Annotated in this window: 21 protein-coding genes and 1 pseudogene; 14 read left to right on the top strand and 8 right to left on the bottom strand. The window is 66.5% G+C overall.

Annotated features, from left to right (window positions below; translation table 11 throughout):
- Positions 1–32 precede the first annotated feature (32 nt).
- Complete coding sequence (gene kynA, locus QXZ94_RS31890; protein WP_315725121.1) at positions 33–872, bottom strand: tryptophan 2,3-dioxygenase; 840 nt, start codon at positions 870–872, stop codon at positions 33–35.
- Positions 869–2062 (bottom strand): kynureninase, encoded by a 1194-nt coding sequence (gene kynU / locus QXZ94_RS31885; RefSeq protein ID WP_315725119.1) that lies wholly within the window; start codon positions 2060–2062, stop codon positions 869–871. The genes kynA and kynU overlap by 4 nt, the downstream gene beginning before the upstream one ends.
- A gap of 120 nt (positions 2063–2182) precedes the next feature.
- Here kynU and QXZ94_RS31880 point away from each other — a divergent pair, with 120 nt between their 5' ends.
- On the top strand, positions 2183–2587 hold the full coding sequence (locus QXZ94_RS31880) for a DUF4864 domain-containing protein (RefSeq protein WP_315725117.1): 405 nt from the start codon (positions 2183–2185) through the stop codon (positions 2585–2587).
- A gap of 15 nt (positions 2588–2602) precedes the next feature.
- Here QXZ94_RS31880 and QXZ94_RS31875 read toward each other — a convergent pair whose 3' ends face one another.
- Both QXZ94_RS31875 and QXZ94_RS31870 read right to left on the bottom strand, forming a co-directional pair.
- Entirely contained in the window at positions 2603–3919 is a 1317-nt protein-coding gene (locus QXZ94_RS31875) for a TAXI family TRAP transporter solute-binding subunit (protein ID WP_315725115.1), read from the bottom strand.
- A 307-nt stretch (positions 3920–4226) separates the two neighbouring features.
- A complete protein-coding gene (locus QXZ94_RS31870; RefSeq protein ID WP_315725113.1) occupies positions 4227–5465 on the bottom strand; it encodes an MFS transporter in 1239 nt (412 codons plus the stop codon).
- 564 nt (positions 5466–6029) lie between these two features.
- Here QXZ94_RS31870 and QXZ94_RS31865 point away from each other — a divergent pair.
- The 11 genes and pseudogenes from QXZ94_RS31865 (at position 6030) to QXZ94_RS31815 (ending at position 16872) form a co-directional block, all read left to right on the top strand.
- On the top strand, positions 6030–6488 hold the full coding sequence (locus QXZ94_RS31865; protein ID WP_315725111.1) for a hypothetical protein: 459 nt from the start codon (positions 6030–6032) through the stop codon (positions 6486–6488).
- 73 nt (positions 6489–6561) lie between these two features.
- Entirely contained in the window at positions 6562–6843 is a 282-nt protein-coding gene (locus QXZ94_RS31860) for a hypothetical protein (protein WP_315725109.1), read from the top strand.
- Between the two features lie 9 nt (positions 6844–6852).
- Positions 6853–8274: a TolC family protein gene (locus tag QXZ94_RS31855; protein WP_315725107.1), complete on the top strand. Its 1422-nt coding sequence runs from the start codon at positions 6853–6855 to the stop codon at positions 8272–8274.
- 12 nt (positions 8275–8286) lie between these two features.
- On the top strand, positions 8287–9606 hold the full coding sequence (locus tag QXZ94_RS31850; RefSeq protein ID WP_315725105.1) for a copper oxidase: 1320 nt from the start codon (positions 8287–8289) through the stop codon (positions 9604–9606).
- A 127-nt stretch (positions 9607–9733) separates the two neighbouring features.
- Entirely contained in the window at positions 9734–10195 is a 462-nt protein-coding gene (locus tag QXZ94_RS31845; RefSeq protein WP_315725103.1) for a cupredoxin family protein, read from the top strand.
- Between the two features lie 35 nt (positions 10196–10230).
- Positions 10231–10530, top strand: a complete 300-nt coding sequence (locus tag QXZ94_RS31840) for a copper-binding protein (RefSeq protein WP_315725101.1) — start codon at positions 10231–10233, stop codon at positions 10528–10530.
- A gap of 311 nt (positions 10531–10841) precedes the next feature.
- The gene (locus QXZ94_RS31835) at positions 10842–11135 is read left to right on the top strand and encodes a DUF1330 domain-containing protein (protein ID WP_172114597.1); all 294 of its coding nucleotides are present in this window, start codon (positions 10842–10844) and stop codon (positions 11133–11135) included.
- Positions 11136–11244: 109 nt separating this feature from the next.
- Positions 11245–12030: a hypothetical protein gene (locus QXZ94_RS31830; RefSeq protein WP_315725099.1), complete on the top strand. Its 786-nt coding sequence runs from the start codon at positions 11245–11247 to the stop codon at positions 12028–12030.
- Positions 12031–12096: 66 nt separating this feature from the next.
- Positions 12097–12405 (top strand): annotated as a pseudogene (locus QXZ94_RS31825) (type II toxin-antitoxin system HicB family antitoxin); the annotation flags it as partial.
- Between the two features lie 787 nt (positions 12406–13192).
- The gene (locus QXZ94_RS31820; protein ID WP_315725097.1) at positions 13193–15421 is read left to right on the top strand and encodes a tetratricopeptide repeat protein; all 2229 of its coding nucleotides are present in this window, start codon (positions 13193–13195) and stop codon (positions 15419–15421) included.
- A 287-nt stretch (positions 15422–15708) separates the two neighbouring features.
- The gene (locus tag QXZ94_RS31815) at positions 15709–16872 is read left to right on the top strand and encodes a TAXI family TRAP transporter solute-binding subunit (protein ID WP_315725095.1); all 1164 of its coding nucleotides are present in this window, start codon (positions 15709–15711) and stop codon (positions 16870–16872) included.
- A gap of 9 nt (positions 16873–16881) precedes the next feature.
- On the opposite strand, the gene maiA is transcribed toward QXZ94_RS31815, so the two are convergent.
- Both maiA and QXZ94_RS31805 read right to left on the bottom strand, forming a co-directional pair.
- Entirely contained in the window at positions 16882–17553 is a 672-nt protein-coding gene (gene maiA / locus QXZ94_RS31810; RefSeq protein WP_315725093.1) for a maleylacetoacetate isomerase, read from the bottom strand.
- 78 nt (positions 17554–17631) lie between these two features.
- Positions 17632–17979: a MerR family transcriptional regulator gene (locus tag QXZ94_RS31805; protein ID WP_172114587.1), complete on the bottom strand. Its 348-nt coding sequence runs from the start codon at positions 17977–17979 to the stop codon at positions 17632–17634.
- Positions 17980–18064: 85 nt separating this feature from the next.
- On the opposite strand from QXZ94_RS31805, the gene QXZ94_RS31800 reads away from it, so the two are divergent.
- Positions 18065–19075 carry an NAD(P)-dependent alcohol dehydrogenase gene (locus QXZ94_RS31800; RefSeq protein ID WP_315725091.1) on the top strand — a complete coding sequence of 337 codons (1011 nt, stop codon included), beginning with the start codon at positions 18065–18067 and terminating at the stop codon, positions 19073–19075.
- An 83-nt stretch (positions 19076–19158) separates the two neighbouring features.
- Here QXZ94_RS31800 and QXZ94_RS31795 read toward each other — a convergent pair whose 3' ends face one another.
- On the bottom strand, positions 19159–20085 hold the full coding sequence (locus QXZ94_RS31795) for an alpha/beta hydrolase (RefSeq protein ID WP_315725089.1): 927 nt from the start codon (positions 20083–20085) through the stop codon (positions 19159–19161).
- A 132-nt stretch (positions 20086–20217) separates the two neighbouring features.
- A complete protein-coding gene (locus QXZ94_RS31790) occupies positions 20218–20433 on the bottom strand; it encodes a hypothetical protein (protein WP_315725087.1) in 216 nt (71 codons plus the stop codon).
- An 83-nt stretch (positions 20434–20516) separates the two neighbouring features.
- Between QXZ94_RS31790 and QXZ94_RS31785 the strand changes: the two genes are divergently transcribed.
- Positions 20517–20837: a hypothetical protein gene (locus QXZ94_RS31785; RefSeq protein WP_009027856.1), complete on the top strand. Its 321-nt coding sequence runs from the start codon at positions 20517–20519 to the stop codon at positions 20835–20837.
- Positions 20838–21000 lie beyond the last annotated feature (163 nt).

The raw sequence follows: 21000 nt of genomic DNA, 5'->3' as shown, positions 1-21000 counted from the left end.
ATCTCCTCATCGAATGATCAGAGCCCGCGGGCTCACAGCCCGGTGCGAAGCTTCCAGAGCTCGGGAAACAGCACGATCTCCAGCATCTTGCGCAGGTAGTTGACGCCCGACGTGCCGCCGGTGCCGGTCTTGAAGCCGATGATGCGCTCCACCGTGGTGACATGGTTGAAGCGCCAGCGGCGGAAATAATCCTCGAAATCGACCAGCTTTTCGGCGAGCTCATACAGCTCCCAATGCCGCTGCGGATCGCGATAGACGCTGGTCCAGGCCGCCGCGACTTCGGGACTCTCAGCGCGCGTGCCGCGCCAGTCGGTGCGCTGACCATCGGCGCCGATGAAGAAGCCGCGCCGCGCCAGCAGGCGCAACGCCTCGTCATAGAGGCTCGGCCTGGCCAGGATCGCCTCGAGCTCCGCCGTCAGCTCGGGATGATGCGCATGCGGACGCAGCATCGCGAGATTGCGGTTGCCGAGCAGGAATTCGATCGAGCGATACTGGAACGACTGGAAGCCGGAGGACTCGCCGAGCTTGTCACGGAACAGCGTGTACTCGCTCGGCGTCATCGTGCGCAGCACGTCCCAAGCGCCGTTGAGCTGCTCGAAGATGCGCGACACCCGCGCCAGCATCTTGAACGCCGGTTGCACGTCGTCCTTGGCGATCGCGGCCATCGCCGCCTTGATCTCATGGATGGCGAGCTTCATCCACAATTCGGAGGTCTGGTGCTGGATGATGAAGAGCAACTCGTCATGCGCCGACGACAGCGGCGCCTGCGCATCGAGCAGGCGATCCAGCATCAGGTAGTCGCCATAGGACATCCGTCCCTTGAAGTTCATCCGCGCACCTTCGGTGGCGGGATCGTAAGGGCCGCTGCTCACGTCACGAGCTCCTTCTGGCGATATTCGGGTCTGTCCCACAGCTTGTTGGCGAGCACCTCTTCGAGGATGTCGACGGCGCCGCGCACCTCGGCCTCGCCGATGTAGAGCGGCGTGAAGCCGAAGCGCAGCGCGTCGGGCGCGCGGAAGTCGCCGATCACGCCGCGTGCGATCAGCGCGCGCATGATTGCATAGCCGTCGGGATGGCGGAACGAGACCTGGCTGCCGCGGCGCGACGCATCGCGCGGCGACGCGAGGGTCAGCGAGGGGCAGCGTTTCTCGACCTCCGCGATGAACAGCTCGGACAGCGCGATCGAGGCGTTGCGCACGTCCTGCATCGACACCCCCTCCCACGCATCCAATGCTGCATCCAGCGCGGCGAGCGCGATGATCGGCGGCGTGCCGATGCGCATCCGCTCGATGCCGCCGCCCGGACGATAATCGAGATCGAAGGCGAACGGCGCCTCATGCCCCATCCAGCCCGACAGCGCCGGCGGCGCGACATCGGCATGGCGGGGCGCGACATAGATGAAGGCCGGCGCGCCGGGCCCGCCATTGAGATATTTGTAGGTGCAGCCGACCGCGAAGTCCGCGTCCGCGCCGGCAAGATCGACGGGCACGGCGCCGGCGGAATGCGCGAGGTCCCAGACCGCGAGCGCACCGGCGTCATGCGCCTTCTTCGTCAGCGCCTTCATGTCGTGCATGCGGCCGGTGCGGTAGTCCACCTCGGTCAGCATCAGCACGGCGACGCCGTCGTCGATCGCGGCCTCGACCGCCTCGGGCTCGACCACCTTCAGCGTGGCGCGGTCGCCGAGCATGCGGACCAGGCCCTGCGCCATATAGAGGTCGGACGGGAAGTTGCCGCTGTCGGACAGGATCACACGGCGGCCGGGATTGAGCGACAGCGCCGCGGCGAGCGCCTGATACACCTTGATCGACAGCGTATCGCCCATCACGACCGTGCCGGGCGCGGCCCCGATCAGCCGCGCGATGCGATCGCCGACCCGGCGCGGCTGCACCATCCACCCGGCACTGTTCCAGCCGCGGATGAGCTCCTGCCCCCACTCCGCCTCGATCATGCTGTTGACGCGCGCGGGCACCGCCAGCGGCAGCGCCCCCAGCGAATTGCCGTCGAGATAGATGACGCCGTCAGGAATTTTGAAGAGCGATCGTGTCTGAGAAAAATCCGCCATGCTGCCTTGCTCTGTTCGCCATCCTGAATGCATGATTCGGGCCGAGAGAGAGACCAGATCGACCGGGCCGCGCCGCTCGTCTGATCTGCCTCTCACGACCGCCGTCACGGAGCAAGAGCGATGCGCGTTTCAGCCTGGCTTGTCTGTCTCTGCCTGCTGGGGACGCCGGCCTTCGCCGGCAACGACGTCACCGCCGCCCAGAGCGTCATTCGTGCGCAGGAGCAGGCGTTGGCCCGCGACGACGGGGCCACGGCCTATGCGCAGGCCGCCCCTGAAGTCCAGGCGCTGTTTCCCAGCATCGAGATCTTCATGGCGATGGTGCGCGAGGGCTATGCGCCGGTCTACCGGCACCGCAGCTTCGAATTCGGAGCATCGCAAGCGGAGGATGGCACCATCGCGCAGCGCGTCCACATCGTCGATGCCGATGGCGAGGCCTGGGAAGCGCTCTACACGCTGCAGACCCAGCCCGACGGCAGCCTCAAGATCACCGGCTGCTCACTGTTGAAGACCGGTCAATCGGTCTGAATGCGATGCGCGCATTCAACGCGTCGGCGTCGGCGGGCCGCCATGCTGCTGGCGCCATTGCAGGAATTGCCGGAACAATGCGCTACGCTCGGCCGGGTCGCTCGACAATTGTCCGCCGCTCTGGCGCACGAAGGTTTCGAACTGCTGCTGCTGGACGTCGGCGACCTGCGGCCGCGGCGTCATGTTGCGCGCGACCAGCCAGTCATCGGCGGCCTTGAAGCGCTTCCAGCCGGGGATCGTGGCGACGATGCTCGACTCCCGCCATTTCGGATGGCGCGGCGGCTTCATGAACTCGTCGAAGTTGGCGAAGAACGCCTCGACGAAGCGCGCCACCTTGCGGTAGCGCTCGGTATTCTCCGGCCAGTTGTAGCTGACGAGGAGCATGCCGATCGCCACCGTCTCGATCGTCTCGCCGGGATTGAGCAGGTTCGGATATTCCTCCGACGCCAGCGTCGTCGGCAGATAGAGATCCTGCAGCCGGCGGTCATAGGGAATCGTCACCAGGTGCAGCGCGCGGTTCTCGTTCCGGATGTTGCGGGCGAGTTGGAAGACCTTGCCGGTCGAGACGATGTAGGCATCGGCCTCGCCGTCGATCAGCTTCTGGATCGATTTCGCATCGTCGGTCGCGTAGTCGAACGAAGCCGTCATGCCGAGCCGGTTGAAGATCACGCGCGCGGAATAGAATCCCACATCGGTCGGCGCGATGATGCGCTTGCCGTTGAGATCGAAGATCGAGCGGATGGACGAACGCGCGATGACGTGGATCTCGTTGTGATACAGCCGCGCGATGTAGCGCAGCTGCGAGGTGATGTCCGGGATGCCGTATTGCAGGCGGTAGAATTCGGGCACGTCGGCGGCGACCGCGCCCATGTCGATGCTCTTCAGGAACAGGATGTCGGAGACGTTGCGCACCGGCCCCTTGCCGAGCACGGGCAGCACGCGGACATTGGTGTGGTCGTCCAGCACGCGCGCCATGTCCGAGCCGAACACCGAGGTCGCGCCGCCGGCCGGTGCGGTGATGATGGTGACGGTGCCGTCATTGACATCGGTCGGGTTGGGCAGACGCCACACATCGGGCCCGCTGCCCGGAGCCGGCGACAGCGACGCCGGCAGTCCGGCGGGACGGGGCGGCGCCGGGGCCGCGGCGTTGGGCCGGGCGGGAGCGGGCGAGACCGGCACGATGATGGAGCGGGTCGCCGCCGGACGCTGTGGCGGCGGCTGTGGCTGGGATTGCAGCTGGGGCCACGCCTGCCCCGAGGCATGGCCCATCATCAGTCCGACTGCGAGCGCAGCGAGCAATGGGAGCGAAGCAGCACGTGAAACGATGGACATAGCGCAACGGCCTCCTGCACCATCGCGATGCCGCCGCAGCGATCTCGACCGGTCCGGAGCTTTCACCTCGACGCTGCCTAGCTCCGGGCATGCGACGGGCGACCGCGGCCTCGGCTGAGACCTCGCGACAAATTCACTTCGCGATGCGAAGCACGCGGGCCAAATGGTCCCGATCGGCTTCGATCGAGATCATAGTTGCGTGATCGGATTCGATGGATTTGCGGCGCCCGGCGGGATTTTGTATGACGAGGTGCATATAACCCGGCGATGCAGGTCCAACTGTGGCCACGGCGCAACGCCGGTCGGATCAGGCTGCCAGCCGGTGTTGCCTTCGTGCCAGGATCAGCAGCGTCACCACGATTGCGAGGTTGAGGGCATTCCAGGCAATGCCATTGGCGAAGGCTGCCGCATAGGAGCCGGTGGCGTCGAAGATCACGCCCGACACCCAGCCGCCGAACGACATGCCGAACACCGAGGCGAAGATGACGATGCCGACCCGGGTCGCGGCCTCGCGCGCCGGCATCGCCTCGCGCACGATGATGGCGTAGCTCGGCACGATGCCGCCCTGGAACAGGCCGAACATGCCGGAGATGAGATAGAGCGACGTGAGGCCGTCGAAGAACAGATAGAACAGCAGCGCAAAACCCTGCGCCAGCGAGCCGATCAGGAGCGTGCGCATGCCGCCGACGCGGTCGGCGAGGAAGCCCGAGCCGATCCGGCTGACGATGCCGAGCGCCATCATCAAGGACAGCATCTGCGCGCCGACGGCGACGCCATAGCCGAGATCGCCGCAATAGGCGACGATGTGCACCTGCGGCATCGCCATCGCGACACAGCAGGCGATCGCGGCGATGCTGAGCAGCACGGTCAGCGCATTGGTGGAGATCGGCAGGCTCAACTGCGGCGGCGGCGCCTGGCTGTGGTCATGCGCGCCGGCGCCGCCCATCCGCGCGCGCAACACCAGCAGCAGCGCTGACATCGTCACCGCACAGAAGATGCCGAGCGCGACATGGGTGGCGCGCCAGCCGATCTGCTGCACGCCGTAGTTTACCAGCGGCGGCCACACCGTGCCGGCGACGTAATTGCCGGAGGCGACGATGGTGACGGCCAGCCCGCGATAGCGCTCGAACCAGTGCGAGGCCTCGGCCATCAGCGGCGCGAAGGTGACGGAGGAGCCGAGCCCGATCAGGAAATACACCGCCTGGAACTGCCACAAGGTCACCGAGGCGCCGGCAAGCAGGTAGGCCGCCGTGGTGGTGGCGATACTCAGCGCCATCGCGGTGACGATGCCGAAGCGGTCGGTGATGCGGCCGACGATGACGCCGCCAAGACCGAAGCCGAACATCGTCAGCGTATAGGCCAGCGAGACCGCGCCGCGGCTGGCGGCATATTCGGCCTGCACGGTCGGCAGCACGACGACGACGGTCCACATCCCAGCGCCGCCGATGGAACCAATGACGAGCGCAAGCGCCAGCCGCGCCCAGGCCTGGCGCGAGTCCGGTGTGAAGTGAGGCGCTTCCTCGAATCTTGTCTGGGGTCCGTGCACGATGGCCGCAACTTCGTCGCCGCATGCCGCGGGGTCAAGCCACATTGCTGCGGCACGGCCCATGCAGAAGCAGCGCAACAAAGCGGGCCTTAAGGCGTGCGCGTGTGCGCGCATTTGCGAACTGCCGTTCCGCACGAGGTGATGAGGGAGCAATCGTCTTGAATGTGGGCAAGCTAGCGCGTCACGCGCGGTGCGCTCCCTCTCCCCGTTCTTACGGGAGAGGGTTGGGGTGAGGGGCAGCCACACGGGAAGTGTGAGTGGGGCACACACGCGGGCACCGACCGCGCGGAGAGCCCCCCTCACCCGGATTGCATCTGACGATGCAATCCGACCTCTCCCCGCCTTAGCGAAGCTGCGCTTCGCCCTGGCGGGGCGAGGTACACCGAGCGCTCGGCGCCAGCGTCCCAAAAAGGGCGAGTGGCGCGAATTGTAGCCAAAGCGGCGCCAGCAGCGTGGAGAGTGGATCAGGTGTCCTGCCCCCTTTGCCGCCCGGCGCCGCCTGCGCTACAATGCACCCCGAACGGAGCGATTTGCGCGCGGATGTCGTTGGGCCTGACACGGAACATGTTGATGGTGGCGGGGCGGTTGCTCGTGCTCGCTTACCTCGTCTGCGTGCTCAGCCCGGGCGTCACGCTGGCCTTCGCCCATGGCGCGGCGCCCTGTCTCGACGAAGCCTTCGTTGCCGTCGCGGTCTCGCACCATCACACTGCGCCGCATGAGAGCAGCGACGGCGCGATGATGCCGCAGAGACATGCGGCACATGCGCATCATCATCATGATGACCAGGTCGCGGCTGCCAGCCTGCAGACGCAGCCTGACCCGGCCCCGTTCCCGGCGCACCACGACCACGACAAGCTGCCCGGCCCGTGCTGCGCCATGATGTGCGCGGTCGGCCTCACCGCCGCCTTGCCGGCGGTCGCGCTGCCGGCGCCGGTCGCCACCGCCAGCGAGGCCAGCGGCGACGCCGGGCTGCCCGGGCGTACGCCGCCGCTGCTGTACCGCCCCCCTATCGTCCTGGCCTGAGCGAACGACGCCGGCTCGTCGCGCCTCGCGCGCGCGGCCGTTTGCTTGTCATCGACAGACCAAAGGACACATCATGTTGTCGCACCTCAAGGCGACGCCCGCAGCCGCACGTCCGGCGCGGCGCAGCCTGCCATTCTCATGTCTCTCGATCGCCGCGACACTGGTCGCCGCGACGGCGCTCGCCGCCTGCCAGCCGCGCACGGTGGCGCTGTCGGGGGCCGACCCCGCCGATCCCTCAGCGCGCGTGACGCCGGTGCGGACCTCGGCCGTGATCGCGCCCTACACCTCGCTGCGGCCCGCCGCCCCCACGGGTTGGGGCCGGTCCAGCGCCCCGCGCTCCGAACCGAGCCGCTAGGAGCGCGCGATGCAGGAGATCCGAAGACTTGCGGCACTGGTGGCCGCGACGGCGCTCGCCGGCTGCGCCTCGTTCTCGCCCGACGGCGGCATGAGCGTCGTCGCCGACATCACCGGGCGCACCACGGCCAAGGAGGTCGCCTCGATCAGAACCGGCGACGACGCCGCGCGGATGCGCGACGCCACGCGAAAACTGCTGGCGCGGCCGCTGTCGGCCGATGCCGCCGTGCAGGTCGCGCTGTTCAACAACAAGGGCCTTCAGGCCGCCTTCCATCAGCTGGCGCTCAGCGAGGCCGATGCGGTCGAGGCCAGCCTGCCGCCCAACCCGACGTTCTCGCTGATGCGCATCAGCGGCGACGGTGCGTTCGAGGCCGAGCGCCAGGTCGCCGGCGATATCCTGGCGCTCGCGACCCTGCCGCTGCGTTCGGAGATCGCGCGCGAGCGCTTCCACCAGGCGCAGCTCAGGGCGGCGCTGGCGACGCTGCGGCTCGCCGCGGAGGTTCGTCGCGCTTACGTGCGCGTCGTCGCCGCCAACGAGCTGGTGGCGCTGCTCGTCGAGGCGCAATCCGCCGCGGAAGCCACCGCAAAGCTGGCCGCAAAACTCGGCGAGACCGGCGCGCTGAACCGGCTCGACCAGGCGCGCGAGCAGGTGTTCTACGCCGAGACCACGGCCGAGCTTGCGACCGCCCGCCGCGCCGCGGGAAGCGCGCGCGAACGGTTGATCCGGCTGATGGGCCTGTGGGGCGACGACCTCGACTTCCGCCTGCCCAACAGGCTGCCCGTGCTGCCGCGGCGGCCGCTGACCGAGCCGTTCGTCGAGCGCGACGCGGTCGCGCATCGCATCGACCTGCAGATCGCGCGGCTCGAGCTCACGGCGCTCGCGACCTCGCTGCAGCTCAGCGAAGCGACCCGCTTCGTGACGCTGCTCGACCTCGCCGGCCTCGAGCGCAAGACCGGCGAGGCGGATGGCCGCGTCATTCGCGAGCGCGGCTACGACGTGCAATTCCAGATCCCGATCTTCGACGGCGGCGAGGTGCGGGTGCGGCAGGCGGCGGAGACCTACAACATCGCCTTCAACCGCCTCACCGAGCGCGCCGTCACGGTGCGTTCCGAGGCGCGCGACGCCTATCGCAGCTATCGCGCCGCCTATGACATCGCCGGCCACTATGCCCGCGAGGTGCTGCCGCTGCGTCGGATCATCAGCGAGGAGATGCAGCTGCGCTATTCCAGCATGCAGGTCGACATCTTCGCGCTGCTGCTCGAGGCGCGGCAGCGCCTGGCCTCGCGGCGCGCCGCGATCGATGCGGTCAGAGACTTCTACCTCGCCGAGGCCGAGCTGTCGGCCGCCGTCAACGGCGGGGGCGGGAGCGGGGCAGCGGCCGAGAGCACCGCACAACAGACCGCGAGCGCGCTGGCGCCCGGTGATCACTGACAGGAGACACGGATGTTGTCACGCCGAACATTGCTCGGATCCGCGGCGCTGGCCGGCGCCTCTGCCGTGTCCGGTCGCGCTCAGGCCGCCGCGATCCCAGAAGCGCCGACCATGGACAAGGCGGTGATGCAGCCGCCGCGGCATCCCACAGCGGGGCCTGACTATCAGCCGGTGGTGACGCTCAACGGCTGGTCGCTGCCGTTCCGCATGAATGGCGACTGGAAGGAATTCCATCTCGTCGCGGAGCCGGTCACGCGCGAATTCGCGCCCGGCATGACCACGCATCTGTGGGGCTATAACGGCCAGTCGCCGGGCCCGACCATCGAGGCGGTCGAGGGCGACAAGCTCCGGATCTTCGTCACCAACAGGCTGCCGGAATACACCACCGTGCACTGGCACGGCGTGATCCTGCCCTGCGGCATGGACGGCGTCGGCGGCCTGACGCAGCCGCACATCAAGCCCGGCAAGACCTTCGTCTACGAGTTCGAGATGAAGCATGCCGGCACCTTCATGTATCACCCGCATGCCGACGAGATGGTGCAGATGGCCATGGGCATGATGGGCATGATCGTCGTGCATCCGCGCGGGTCGGTGCCGCCGCCGGTCGACCGTGACTTCGTGTTCGTGATGTCGACCTATCGCATCGAACCCGGCGGCTATCTGCCCAAGGTCAACGAGATGACCGACTTCAACATGTGGACCTGGAACGCCCGCGTGTTCCCCGGCATCGATCCGCTGCCGGTGCGGCTTGGCGACAAGGTGCGCATCCGCATCGGCAATCTCACCATGACCAATCACCCGATCCATCTGCATGGCCACAAGTTCAAGGTGACCGGCACCGACGGCGGCTGGCTTCCTGAAGCCGCGCAATTCCCGGAGACCACCACCGACGTGCCTGTCGGCGCGGTGCGCGTGCTCGACTTCACCGCCGACAATCCCGGCGACTGGGCGTTTCATTGCCACAAGTCGCATCACACGATGAACGCGATGGGCCACGACATGCGCAACCTGATCGGCGTGTCGCGCAAGGAGCTGGCGGCCGCCGTGGGCAAGCTCGCGCCCGACGGCATGGTGATGGGCCACACCGGCATGGCGATGGGCACCATGGAGATGCCGGCTCCGGACAATACGCTGCCGATGATGACCGGCACCGGCCAGTTCGGCCCCATCGAGATGGGCGGCATGTTCACGACGCTGAAGGTGCGCGAGGGGCTGGCGCGAGACGACTATCGCGACCCCGGCCCCTACCAGTTCCCGCAAGGCACCGTCGCCTACGAGGTCGCGAGCGCGCCGGAGCCGGTGCGGCAGCACAAGAATAGTAGGGCGGATTAGCGCCAGCGTAATCCGCCAATACAGCCGATTGCAGCGACATGGCGGATGACGCTGCGCCAATCCGCCCTACAAACTACGAACATGACGCCGCGATCACGCATGACAGACAGATGATCAGGAGCTCGACATGAAGACCGTAATCTCACGCGTCGCGGCGGCTACGGCCATGCTGCTCGTTGCCGCGCCGGCGCGCAGCCACGATCGGCCGGCAACGACCGGCTACTCCGCCGGCGAGCCCGGCGATCCCAAGCAGCCGTCGCGCACCATCGAGGTGCTGCTCAGCGAGATGGAATTCACGCCGGCGCGCATCGAGGTGAAGCGCGGCGAGCAGATCCGCTTCGTGCTGCGCAACACCGGCAAGGAAGACCACGAATTCCTGCTCGCCACCAAGAAGGAGAACCTGAAGCACGCCGCCGTCATGAAGAAACACCCGCACATGGAGCACGACGAGCCCAACGGCGCGCGTCTCGCGCCCGGCAAGTCCGCCGAGTTGCTGTGGCGGTTCAGCAAGCCGGGGACGTTCGAATATTCCTGCCTGATCCCCACGCACCGCGAGTTCGGCATGACCGGCCACGTCACTGTGAAGTGACGCAAACATCCTCGTTCATATCAGGAGACCAAAATATGACCCGACTGCCCCGCCTTGTCATCGCAACCGTCCTGACCTCCGCACTGACACTGCCCGCCGCCTTAGCTGCCGACACCATCAACGGCGACGTCAAGAAGGTCGACGAGGCCAATGCCAAGATCACCCTGCACCACGGCCCGGCCAAGAGCCTGGGCATGGACGAGGCAATGACCATGGTCTATCGCGTCAGGGACGCCGCCTTGCTCAAGGGCCTCAAGCCCGGCGACAAGGTGAAGTTCGAGGCCGTCGAGGACTCCGCCGGCTACACCGTGACGAAGATCGAGAGAGGCAGGTAGAACGGCGCGGGACACATGCGCTCGATGTGTGCAGGCACATGACTCTCCGCGTCGTCATTCCGGGGCGCGCGACAGCGCGAGCCCGGAATCCATAGCCACGACCGCTCGTGACGGCACGAGATGCAAGCCCATGTACATTGTCGGACAACGACGGCCTGTGGTTATGGCTTCCGGGCTCATTCGCGCGGGCCCACGCGCTCACGTGAATGTCCCGGAATGACAGGCCGACAGCACTCAGAAATCATCCCTGAACTCCGCGCTTTTTAGCCTCGATTCTGATCGTATGATCCGCGCTCCCCGCGGAGCACGTCATGAAAGCCTATCTGGTCCTCGATCTCGCCGTTCACGATTTCGCATCCTTCAAGGTCTACATCGAACGGATCCCCGCCTTCATCGCGAAGCATGGCGGCCGCTACATCGTTCAGGGCGCGGTGCCCACGCCGGTGGAAGGCGACTGGATGCCGGAGCGACTGGTGATCCTGGAATTCCCCTCGCGCCGGAACGCGACGGATTTCCTTGCCGATCCCACCATCCAGGACCTGTTCGCAATCCGGCACCGCGCCACGACAAGCCGGCTGGTGCTGGTCGACGGGTGCGCGGAGTGAACGCGATCAGCCGGACTCCGCGCTGCGCGTGATCCACATGAAGGCACGTGCAACGGAGGTCCAGCTCCGGCTGGGCGAGAGCAACCTGCACATCGACCGAAGATCTCAGATGCAATTCACACCATTCCACCGCGCAGCGGTGCTCACGCTGAGCGGCTGCGCCTTCGCAGCCGCGCTGACGCCGCGCCCGGCCAGGGCAGGCGCCGGCTTTTATGACCTGCGCACACTCTGTCAGCCGCTCGAGATCCACAATGGATCGCCCGAGGAAAGCGCCTGCCTCAAGGAGATGGCGGGTTCGGTCAGGCGTGACGGCCGCAAGCTGACGCTGGGCCTCGCCAACGGCAAGACCAAGGTCATCACCGACGCGAAGGAGTGCGAGCCGGAAGGGCCGGAGGCCAGCTGCATCAGCTACCGGCTGATCGGCCGCCTCGGCGACCGGCATTACATGCTGTTGGTGATGCCTTATGAGTGCCCTTACGTGATGCTGGTCAACCGCCGCACCGGCGTCGAGACCAAGATCGGCAGCGGGCCTTTCCTGGCGCCAAACGGCAAGCGCTTCGTCACCATCGATCCGCGAGACGACGGCAATTGCGGCATCGACTATCGGATCGGGATGTTTGCCACCGGCGAAAACCCCAAACTGGAATGCAGCTACAAGCCGGAAGGGCTCGAGCAGTACCAGGTCGACACCTGGATCGGCGACACGCGCATTCGGCTGCAGGCCTCGGGTGAAATCGGCAAGGAAGTGCCGACGGACCTGACGCGCACGGCGCAGGGCTGGCAGCTCAGGCGTCCGAATGGTGAGATCAGCATGGGAGCGGCGGCGGCAGCGGCCCCGCCAACGACGTCACAACAAACCCCGGCCTCCGCGAGCGGAGCACCAGGCAGCCGCTGAAAGACGAGTGAAAAAAGCTGCTCTAGTCGAGATCGAGAAACAGTCCTTACTGAAGCTGAGGCGCCCCTGACGCGGCACGACATCGGTCTGATTCACAAGGACGCCGACAGCCATTTTGGCATGTCCTTTTCCGATCTTCCGGGCGTCGTGACCGCGGCCACCAGCCCGGACGATGCGCGCATCATGGCCGAGGAGACCCTGGCTCTGCAGATCGAAAGCGTCATCGAGGACGGCAAGGCCATTCCCGAGCCGTCATCGCTGGAGCGGATCATGGCCGATGTCGACAACCGCTCCGGCGTTGCCGTTCTCATTGCCGCAACGGTCGATCAGCCGAAAGCGGTCCGTGTCAACGTGACGCTGCCGGAAGACGCGCTGGCGGGGAAAAAAACGATTCGGCAAATCAGGTTTCTCTTTCATTTTTTCGGAAATCATGTATATCTCTCCCCGTCCTGCTTCCGCCGGAGGGGCGTGTCGCGACCGTCACGAGACGTGGGAGGTGGGATGCGATGGGCGCAGGGAATCGCAGCGTGGCCTATGGCTGCGCGGACGAACGGTTCGTTGCGCACGGCGAAATCGTGCGGTCCTGACACCCCGACGCTGGTGTCCCGCGGCGGCGTGCTTGAAGCGCCTCGTCGCGCATGGTGGCCAACAAGCCCGGCGCACCAGGGAGACCACGTATAAGCCGTTCCAACCGTTGCGCAGGGAAGGCCGGGCGTGTTCGGCCAGACCTGTGGTACCTGCCGCCTGCATTTTTTTCGCAGGCGGGCCACGGGCGCGGCCAGCGCCCGGCCTTCCCTGCGCCCTCCCCTGATTCGAGGGCGGACCTGATGCACAGCCCGGGCGCCATGCGCCGCGGGACGGCAAGTCGCGTCCGTCGACACTGAAAGGCGATCGATGCAGATTCGCGCTCGGCAACCCCCGTTACGACAAGAGCCCGGCGGCGCTCCGGCCGCCGCCGTTAACCATTTGCTAACCATGCCGCGGGCAAGCTTTGCCGCGTCGCGTTGCGCGTGGCCGGCGACCGGACAACCACAGGACACACCCTGGGCTCTGCTGCTGCCGGGCATGGCAGCGGCACGGTCGCCGGCCGCGGCGCCTGCGCGGACACGGCTGCGGCCGTTCGACATCCTCGCCTTTTCTTGTCCGCCCGGAGAATGAGCCTTTGAGCACCGTCGGTTCGCGCGCCTTCCAGAAGGCCCGGCAGGAAAAGAAGCAGAAGAAGCTCGTCGAGACGCAGCTGACGGCGGCGTACAGGGCGTTCCAGGCCGGACGCCAGACCGACGCGCAGGCGCTTTGCGCGAAGCTGCTGCAGGAGGTGCCCGACTGTTTCGAAGCCATGCATCTGCTCGGCGTCTCGCTGGTGTCGTCGGCCCGCTTCGGTGAGGCGGTCGTCTTCTTGCGGCAGGCCGTCGCGCTCGAGCCGAACTCGGCCGATGCGCAGTCCAATCTCGGCTGGGCGCTGCTGAATTGCGAGCAGTTCGAGGAGGCGCGCGCCGCGCTGGAGCGGTCCCTGGCGCTGCGCCCGAATTCGCCGATCACGCTGCGCAACCAGGCGATCACCCTGCTGCGGCTGCGCCAGGGCGAAGCTTCGATCGCCGCCGCCACGCGCGCCCTCGAGCTGAAGCCGGACGATGTCGACTGCTGGTGCAACCGCGCCGTTGCCGAGCTGATGCTGCGGCGCTGGGACGCCGCCGCCGCCAGCGCCGAGCGCGCGCTGGCGTTGAACCCGACGCATTTCGAGGCCATGGTCAACAAGGGCCTCGCGCATCTCGAGCTGCATCATTTCGAGCTGGCGGAAGCGACCTTCAATGCCGCGCTTGCCGCCCGCCCCGGCCATGCCGAGTTGCTGGCGCATCGCGGCCGGCTCTACATGATCTCCGGGCGCACCGCCGAGGCCGAGGCCGATTTCGATCGCGCCGTCACGCTCGACCCGAATCTGCCGGTCGGATGGCAGGGCAAGGCGCAGATCTGCATGCTCAACGGCAACGTCGCCCAGGCCATGGCGGCCTGCAAGCGCGTGCTCGACACCAATCCGAAGGCCCAGGTCGCGCTGACGCTGCTCGGCGCCTGCCGCGGCCGGCTCGGCGACGTCGCCGGCGCGATCGCGCAATTCGATCAGGCGCTGGCGGTGCAGCCCGATTACGATGAGGCGATCACCAAGAAGATCTTCTACCTCGACTTCCTCTCCGGCGCCGATTTCGCCGTCCAGCAGGCGGCGCGGCAGTATTGGTGGATGGCGGTCGGCTCCAAATTCCCGCGCCGCAAGCTCGCACCGCGATCGCTCGATCCGAACAGGCGCATCGTCGTCGGCTACGTCTCGGCCGATTTCCGCACCCACTCGGCCGCCTTCGCCTTCCTGCCTGTGCTGCGCGGGCACGACAAGACGCAGGTGCAGGTCAACTGCTATTCGGCGTCGCGGCGTCACGACGACTTCACGGCGAAATTCCAGGCCATCGCCGACGTCTGGGTCGAGGCCTCGAACCTTTCCGACGACGAGCTGGCCGACCGCATCCAGGCCGACGGCGTGGACATCCTGGTCGATCTCTCCGGCTACACCACGGGCACCCGGATGCCGGTGTTCGCGCGCAAGCCGGCGCCGATCCAGGTCACGGCCTGGGGCAGCGGCACCGGCACCGGCCTTGCCACGATGGACTACTTCTTCGCCGACCCGGTGACGGTGCCCGAGAATGTCCGGCCGCTGTTTGCCGAGCACGTCCACGATCTGCCGTCGGTGATCACGATCGATCCGCTGCTCGACATCACGCCGTCGCCGCTGCCGATGCTGCAGAACGGCCATGTCAGCTTCGGCGTCTACAACCGCATCGACAAGATCTCCGACGAGGCGATCGCGCTGTGGGCACGGCTGCTCGGCGAGGTGCCGGACGCCACGCTCGTGATCAAGCATCTCGCGCTCAACGATCCCCTGGTGCGCGACGGGCTGATCGGCCGCTTCGTCACGCAGGGTGTCCCGGAAGCGCGCCTGATCTGCCTCGGCGCCAGCGAGCGCAGCGAGCATCTGCGCTCCTACGAGCGCATCGACATCTCGCTCGATCCGTTCCCGCAGAACGGCGGCATCTCGACCTTCGAATCGCTGTACATGGGCGTTCCGGTCGTCGCCAAGCTCGGCGCCGGCGCGGCCTCGCGCGCGGCAGGGGGCATCCTGACCGCGGCGGGGCTCGCCGACTGGGTCGCCGATGACGATGACGGCTATATCCGGATCGCCAAGACCTTCGCGGCACAACCCGAGCTGCTGGCGAGGCTGCGCGCCGAGCTGCCGCACAAGGTCGCGCATTCGCCCGCCGGCGACGTCGCCAACTACACGCGCTGCGTCGAGGCCGGCTATCGGCAATTCTGGCAGGCCTATTGCGCGAAGGAGAGCACGGGCCGCTGATCCATCACGGCAGCGGCCACGGACCCTGCAACCAGCGGCTGCAACAGTTCCCACTGTGCCATTTTGACCGTGCGCGACACGGCCACGCCGCGATCCCGCCTACGCCGCCACGGGTAGGGCGAAATCAAGGATATGGCTTTTTGGTGGCGACACGCCGTCTCCGCAGCGGCGCTGCTACTACCAACCGGCGAGTAGTAGACCGCGCTCGTCGAGCAAGACGATAATGCGCGCGAAAAAAATTGCCGGCCTCACCATCGCTGGGCCGCCGGCCACGGAGGAATTGGGGCATGCGGGTCGCGTTGTTGAGTTGCGTCGTTGCGACAGGATTGAGTCTGCTGGGATCACTGCTGCCGGCCGAGGCCCAGACCGCGCGTGCGCCGAGATCGGCAACGGCGGCCGCCGCCGGCGAAGGCGGCAAGCTGCAGGAATCCAATGAGTGGACGGTCGGCGTCGCCGGCGGCCTGCTCGAAGGCACCAACATCCGCTTCGCCGCCGAGATGGCCAAGGTGCTCGACGACCGGCCGAACCTGCGCGTGCTGCCGATGGTCACCTACGGCGCGCTCGGCAATATCGAGGACCTGCTCTATCTGCGCGGCGTCGACGTCACCATCACATCGGCCGACGTGCTCGACGAGTTCGTGCGCAACGGCACGCTCGCCAACATCAAGAACCGCATCCGCTACATCTGCTCGTTCTACATCAACGAGATGCACGTCTACGTCCGCCCCGAGATCAGGACGCTCGAGGATCTCCAGGGCAAGAAGGTCTCGTTCAACACGGTCGGCAGCGCCGCCAACCTCACCGGCGGCATCGTCTTCGACCGGCTCAAGATCGGCGCCGAGAAGGTGTTCATCAACAATTCGGTGGCGCTGGAGAAGATGCGCACCGGCGAGATCGCCGGCGTCGTGCACGTCACCGGCAAGCCGACCGACCTGTTCGCCAAGTTCAAGCCCGAACCCGGCTTCCACTTCCTCCCCGTCCCGTTCGCACGCAGCCTGCAGGACTATTATGTGCCGACCAAGCTGACGTCGCAGGACTACCCCAATCTGCTCAAGCCCGGCGAGACGGTCGAGACGATCGGCGTGCCGCAGGTGCTGGCGGTCTACAACTGGTCGCCGGAGACCGAGCGCTATCGCCGCGTCTCGCGCTTCGTGGAGTATCTGTTCAAGCGCTTCGACCAGTTCAAGCAGCCGCCGTTCCACCCGAAATGGAACGAGATCAACCTCGCCTCCTCGCTGCCCGGCTGGACCCGCTTCCGCGCGGCGGAGGAGCTGCTGGCCAGCACGCGCCCGCCCGAGACCGACGCCAGCGCGACCAAGCAGCAGTTCGAGCAGTGGATGAGTGCGAGAGCCACGACCGGCGGCCGCCGCCTCAGCGACGCCGAAGCCAAGGCGCTGTTCGAGCAGTTCCAGGGCTGGATGAAGCGCGAGGGCGATCAGCCGCCGCGATAGCGGGCGTAGCTACGTCACGACGGGCTTGCGTCGCAGCGACTCCGGCGCATCCGGCTGCGCCAGCGGATGGGCCGCGGCAAAGGCGGGCAGCGCCATCCCGGCTTCGAAGACGCGCTGTACCGTCGGGGTCGCAGCGAGATCGATCCCCTGGTTGAGCGCGAAGACGACGTGGCCGGCGAGGCAGATGTCGGCCGTCGTCGGCGCATCGCCGTGGCAGAACCGGCCGGTCGCGGCATGGCCGGCGAGCTGGGCCTCGACCGCGACCAGCATCTCCGTCGCCCAGTGCCTGAGCCAGGCCATGCGCGCCGGGGCGTCGACATGCAGCACCTCGGTGAGATAGCGCTGCACCCGCGGCGTGGTCAGCGGGTGCGCGTCGCAGGCGATCATCGCCGCCAGCGCCCTCACCCGCGCGCGCCCCTTGGCATCGCCAGGGAGCAGCGCCGCGCCTGTACAGGCCTCGTCGAGATAATCGAGGATCGCCAGCGACTGCGTCAGCACCGTGCCGTCATCGAGCACCAGCGCCGGCAGCGCCATCTGCGGATTGAGCGCGGCATAGGTCTCGTCACGCTGCTGCTGCCGGTCGACATCGACAGCGACCTGCTCGTAGGCGATGCCTTTCAGGTTGAGCGCGATCCGCACCCGAAAGCTCGCCAGCGACCGCCAGAACGAATAGAGCTTCATGCGGGTCCTCCTAGGCAGGCGAACGAAGGGCGACGCCATCGACCGGTCGCCCACGGTCCGCCATTCGATAGCCGGCGATCAGTTCACGCTCGATATGAAGCCCGCCAGAATGGTCCGGCTCTGGCTGAGGGCCTCGATCCGTTGATCGATGAGGCCGACCTGCTGCGCCAGTATTCTTCGCAGATTGTCGCAAGGTTGGAAATCCGGACGGTTGTTCCGCACGCACGGGAGCAGCTGCTTGATCGTCTCCAGCGTCATCCCGGCAGAGCCAAGCACCTTGATCCGGCGCACGGCTTCCTCGTCGGCCGGACCGTAGTCGCGATAGCCGGACGACGTTCGTTGCGGCACAAGCAAGCCTTCGCCCTCATAGTAGCGCAGCATCCGGACGCTGACCCCCGTCCTTCTGGAGAGCTCGCCGATCTTCATCTGAAAACCTCTTGACCCTGACAGCGCTGTCAGACCTTACAGATCGTGCTCGCCCAAGTGGAGTCCCCTTGTGCTGGGAGCAACGATGAAAGCCTATCACTTGAATGGCCACGCAGGTGCGGGGCGCCTGGTGCGCACCGACCTCGTCAAACCCGAACCCGCCAGCGGCGAGGTTCGCATTCGGGTCGAGGCGGCAAGTCTCAACTACCGCGACCTCCTGATCCTCGACCGAGCGGGCCAAGGCGGATTCGACGGCCGCATTCCGCTGTCCGACGGTGCAGGAGTCGTCGATGCGGTAGGCTCCGACGTCGATCAATGGCGCCCAGGCGACCGTGTGGCCGCATCGTTCTTTCGCGATTGGGTCTCCGGGCCGTTCAAGGCAAGCTACGTTCCGTCGTCCCTCGGCGGCAGCACGATGGATGGCATGCTGGCGGAGTACGTGGTGCTGCCGGCGACGGCGTTGGTCGCCGTGCCCGAGCACCTCACATCGATCGAAGCCGCGACCCTGCCCTGTGCCGGCGTGACCGCCTGGCACGGCCTCATCACGCGCGGTGGAATGGGCAAAGGCGACACGCTGCTGGTCCAAGGAACCGGCGGCGTCGCCCTGTTCGGCCTGCAGTTCGCGGCCGCACTGGGCGCCCGCGCGATCGTCATCTCGTCCTCGGATGAGAAGCTCGCCCGCGCGAAGGCGCTCGGCGCCTCGATCCTGATCAACTACCGCGACACGCCCGACTGGGACGTCGCGGTGATGAAAGCGACGGACGGCGAAGGCGCCAGCCATGTCCTCGAGCTCGGCGGACCCGGCACCTACGACCGCTCGCTCCGCTCTGTCGCATCGAGCGGCAAGATCGTTCAGATCGGCGTCTTGACGGGTTTCGGCCCGAAGCCCGATCTCGCCCGCCTGCAATGGGAGAACGCAGACATCATCGGCGTCACCGTGGGCTCGGTCGAACATTTCACGGCCATGAATCGCTTCCTGAGCGAATACGCGATCCATCCGATCGTCGATCGCGTCTGCGACTTTGACGACGCTCCCGAGGCGTATGTCCATCTCCGGTCCGGATCGCATTTTGGCAAGATTGTCGTGAGGCTGTAGGGCCATGGGCGGATCGACGGGAGCGCCGCGCCGAGCTGGGGGCAGCGTTACCGTCGTGCCGTGCGGCGACGAGTCGATGAAAGTCATTTCGTGCCGATCATCCTGCGCAGCCAGGCGTCGACGATCCCAGTGGCCGGATGGCTGGGATCGCCGAGTTCGCGATTGATCTCCATGTGGCCGCGCAGACCGGTGCCGCCGACGCCCTGGACCTCGGCCGGCGTGCCCGCCTGCATCAGGGCCGCGCCGAGCGCCTCGGACTGCGCCTTGCCGTCGGCGCGGTCGACGTGGAGGATCAGGAATGCCGGCGCGTTCGGCTTGGCCGCCTGCAGCGTCGGCGAAAGCGCGCGCTGGCGCGCAGGCTCGGTGCCGAACGCCTGGATGTAGGTATCGATCATGAACCGGCCGCTGTCGGCGAGCTGGCGCGCCACGTCGTAGCAGGCCCCATCCAGCGCGATGATGCCGCTGACGTCGCGCAGCGACAATCCGGCTGCCGTGAAATAGCGCGGATCAGTCCCGACCAGCGACACCAGGTGCGCGCCGGCGCTGTGGCCCATGAGCACGATGCGCGCGGGATTGATCCCCAGCCGCCCAGCATTATTACGTAACCACGCCAGCGCCGCGGCGACGTCGGCCGCCTGCTGCTCGACGGTCGCGGCCGGCACCAGCCGGTAGTCGATCGAGGCGAAGGCGTAGCCCTGCGCGAGCATGTGCTCGACCTTCGCGGCTCCGGTCGCGTTGCGCTTGTCGCCCCGCTTCCATCCGCCGCCATGCACGAACACGACCAGCGGCGCGGGCGCGCCTCCCCTCGCCTGCCAGAAGTCGAGCTTCTGCAGCGGATCAGCGCCGTAAGCATATTCGGTTGCCGGTGCGCCTTGGCGCTCGGCCTCGCGCGCCGCCATGCGCGCCTGCAGCCGCTCCAGAAAGGGACCCGCGAGTGCAGATGAAAGAAGGAAGGGCTGCAGCAGCCACAGGCCGGCAGCTAACAAAACCGCAAGTGTCGAACGCAACATCGAGAGCTCCATCGTCGTCAGACGATAGCAGCACGCGTTGCTTAAAGAAGGCCGCACGCGGTGTTGTTACAAAATGTCACGAACGATGACGTCCGAGAAATTACGGGGCGGTCTTGCGCGCATAGTCCCAGCCTACCGTACAGTGAATCCTTCGCTCCAGGCATCCCTGTCAACTTCGTATTCGCTGACGAAGAAGCCATCAGGATGGTCGCGAAAGCCTTCGAACTGAAGCTTGCGCATTTTGGCAGCATTGGCTTCATCGGCGCTGCTGTAGACGCCGACGAGCTTGTCTTCGGTCTCGTCACCATCGAGCGGGCGGGCGTGCCAAAGTAGAAAAACCGTACGCATTCGTGTATTCCTCGATTTCGATACATCACAGCGAACGAGCCAGGTTGGTTGTCCCAGCCCTGAGCGACGCCTAAGCTTCGACCATGAAGATTGCATTCTCGATCGCAGCCAGCGCAAGACGTCGAATCGAGGCCCTGGTCGACGCGCTCAAGAGACAGAACGGACTTCCCGAGGTGATCCCGGCCGTGATGTGGCTCGACGCCGACTTGAACCCGGATATCGCGACATCCCGGGTCGTCATTGGCTTCTATGACAATCGGGCCGACATCATCGACGACATCACCGTGGAGGATGGCTTCGCGTTCGTGCTTGCCGTCACACGGGACGATGAGCGGTTGTTCGATGGACAAGAACTGCATTACATCGATGATGCCTTCGTCCTGAAGCAGCGCCGGACACACTGACGACCGACAATCAATGGTCTCACTCGGATGAGACTCGGTCGACGATCAGCCGGCTGACGCCAAGTCGCGCCGCGGCCCTACACCGTCATTCTTTTGGTTTACCGAATTTTCTTCTTTCATTTTTTCCGAAATCATGTATAACCCTCCCCGTCCTGCTTCCGCC

The organism is Bradyrhizobium sp. SZCCHNS2022 (genome assembly GCF_032377575.1).
Taxonomy (GTDB): domain Bacteria; phylum Pseudomonadota; class Alphaproteobacteria; order Rhizobiales; family Xanthobacteraceae; genus Bradyrhizobium; species Bradyrhizobium aeschynomenes.
This window is presented reverse-complemented; position numbering and strand designations above follow the sequence as displayed.

Bases quoted from the DNA above. Each gene is read 5' to 3' on its own strand.
- kynU (WP_315725119.1), bottom strand. From the start codon at position 2,062: ATGGCGGATTTTTCTCAGACACGATCGCTCTTCAAAATTCCTGACGGC.
- QXZ94_RS31880 (WP_315725117.1), top strand. From the start codon at position 2,183: ATGCGCGTTTCAGCCTGGCTTGTCTGTCTCTGCCTGCTGGGGACGCCG.
- QXZ94_RS31875 (WP_315725115.1), bottom strand. From the start codon at position 3,919: ATGTCCATCGTTTCACGTGCTGCTTCGCTCCCATTGCTCGCTGCGCTC.
- QXZ94_RS31865 (WP_315725111.1), top strand. From the start codon at position 6,030: ATGTTGATGGTGGCGGGGCGGTTGCTCGTGCTCGCTTACCTCGTCTGC.
- QXZ94_RS31860 (WP_315725109.1), top strand. From the start codon at position 6,562: ATGTTGTCGCACCTCAAGGCGACGCCCGCAGCCGCACGTCCGGCGCGG.
- QXZ94_RS31855 (WP_315725107.1), top strand. From the start codon at position 6,853: ATGCAGGAGATCCGAAGACTTGCGGCACTGGTGGCCGCGACGGCGCTC.
- QXZ94_RS31850 (WP_315725105.1), top strand. From the start codon at position 8,287: ATGTTGTCACGCCGAACATTGCTCGGATCCGCGGCGCTGGCCGGCGCC.
- QXZ94_RS31845 (WP_315725103.1), top strand. From the start codon at position 9,734: ATGAAGACCGTAATCTCACGCGTCGCGGCGGCTACGGCCATGCTGCTC.
- QXZ94_RS31840 (WP_315725101.1), top strand. From the start codon at position 10,231: ATGACCCGACTGCCCCGCCTTGTCATCGCAACCGTCCTGACCTCCGCA.
- QXZ94_RS31835 (WP_172114597.1), top strand. From the start codon at position 10,842: ATGAAAGCCTATCTGGTCCTCGATCTCGCCGTTCACGATTTCGCATCC.
- QXZ94_RS31830 (WP_315725099.1), top strand. From the start codon at position 11,245: ATGCAATTCACACCATTCCACCGCGCAGCGGTGCTCACGCTGAGCGGC.
- QXZ94_RS31815 (WP_315725095.1), top strand. From the start codon at position 15,709: ATGCGGGTCGCGTTGTTGAGTTGCGTCGTTGCGACAGGATTGAGTCTG.
- maiA (WP_315725093.1), bottom strand. From the start codon at position 17,553: ATGAAGCTCTATTCGTTCTGGCGGTCGCTGGCGAGCTTTCGGGTGCGG.
- QXZ94_RS31805 (WP_172114587.1), bottom strand. From the start codon at position 17,979: ATGAAGATCGGCGAGCTCTCCAGAAGGACGGGGGTCAGCGTCCGGATG.
- QXZ94_RS31800 (WP_315725091.1), top strand. From the start codon at position 18,065: ATGAAAGCCTATCACTTGAATGGCCACGCAGGTGCGGGGCGCCTGGTG.
- QXZ94_RS31795 (WP_315725089.1), bottom strand. From the start codon at position 20,085: ATGTTGCGTTCGACACTTGCGGTTTTGTTAGCTGCCGGCCTGTGGCTG.
- QXZ94_RS31790 (WP_315725087.1), bottom strand. From the start codon at position 20,433: ATGCGTACGGTTTTTCTACTTTGGCACGCCCGCCCGCTCGATGGTGAC.
- QXZ94_RS31785 (WP_009027856.1), top strand. From the start codon at position 20,517: ATGAAGATTGCATTCTCGATCGCAGCCAGCGCAAGACGTCGAATCGAG.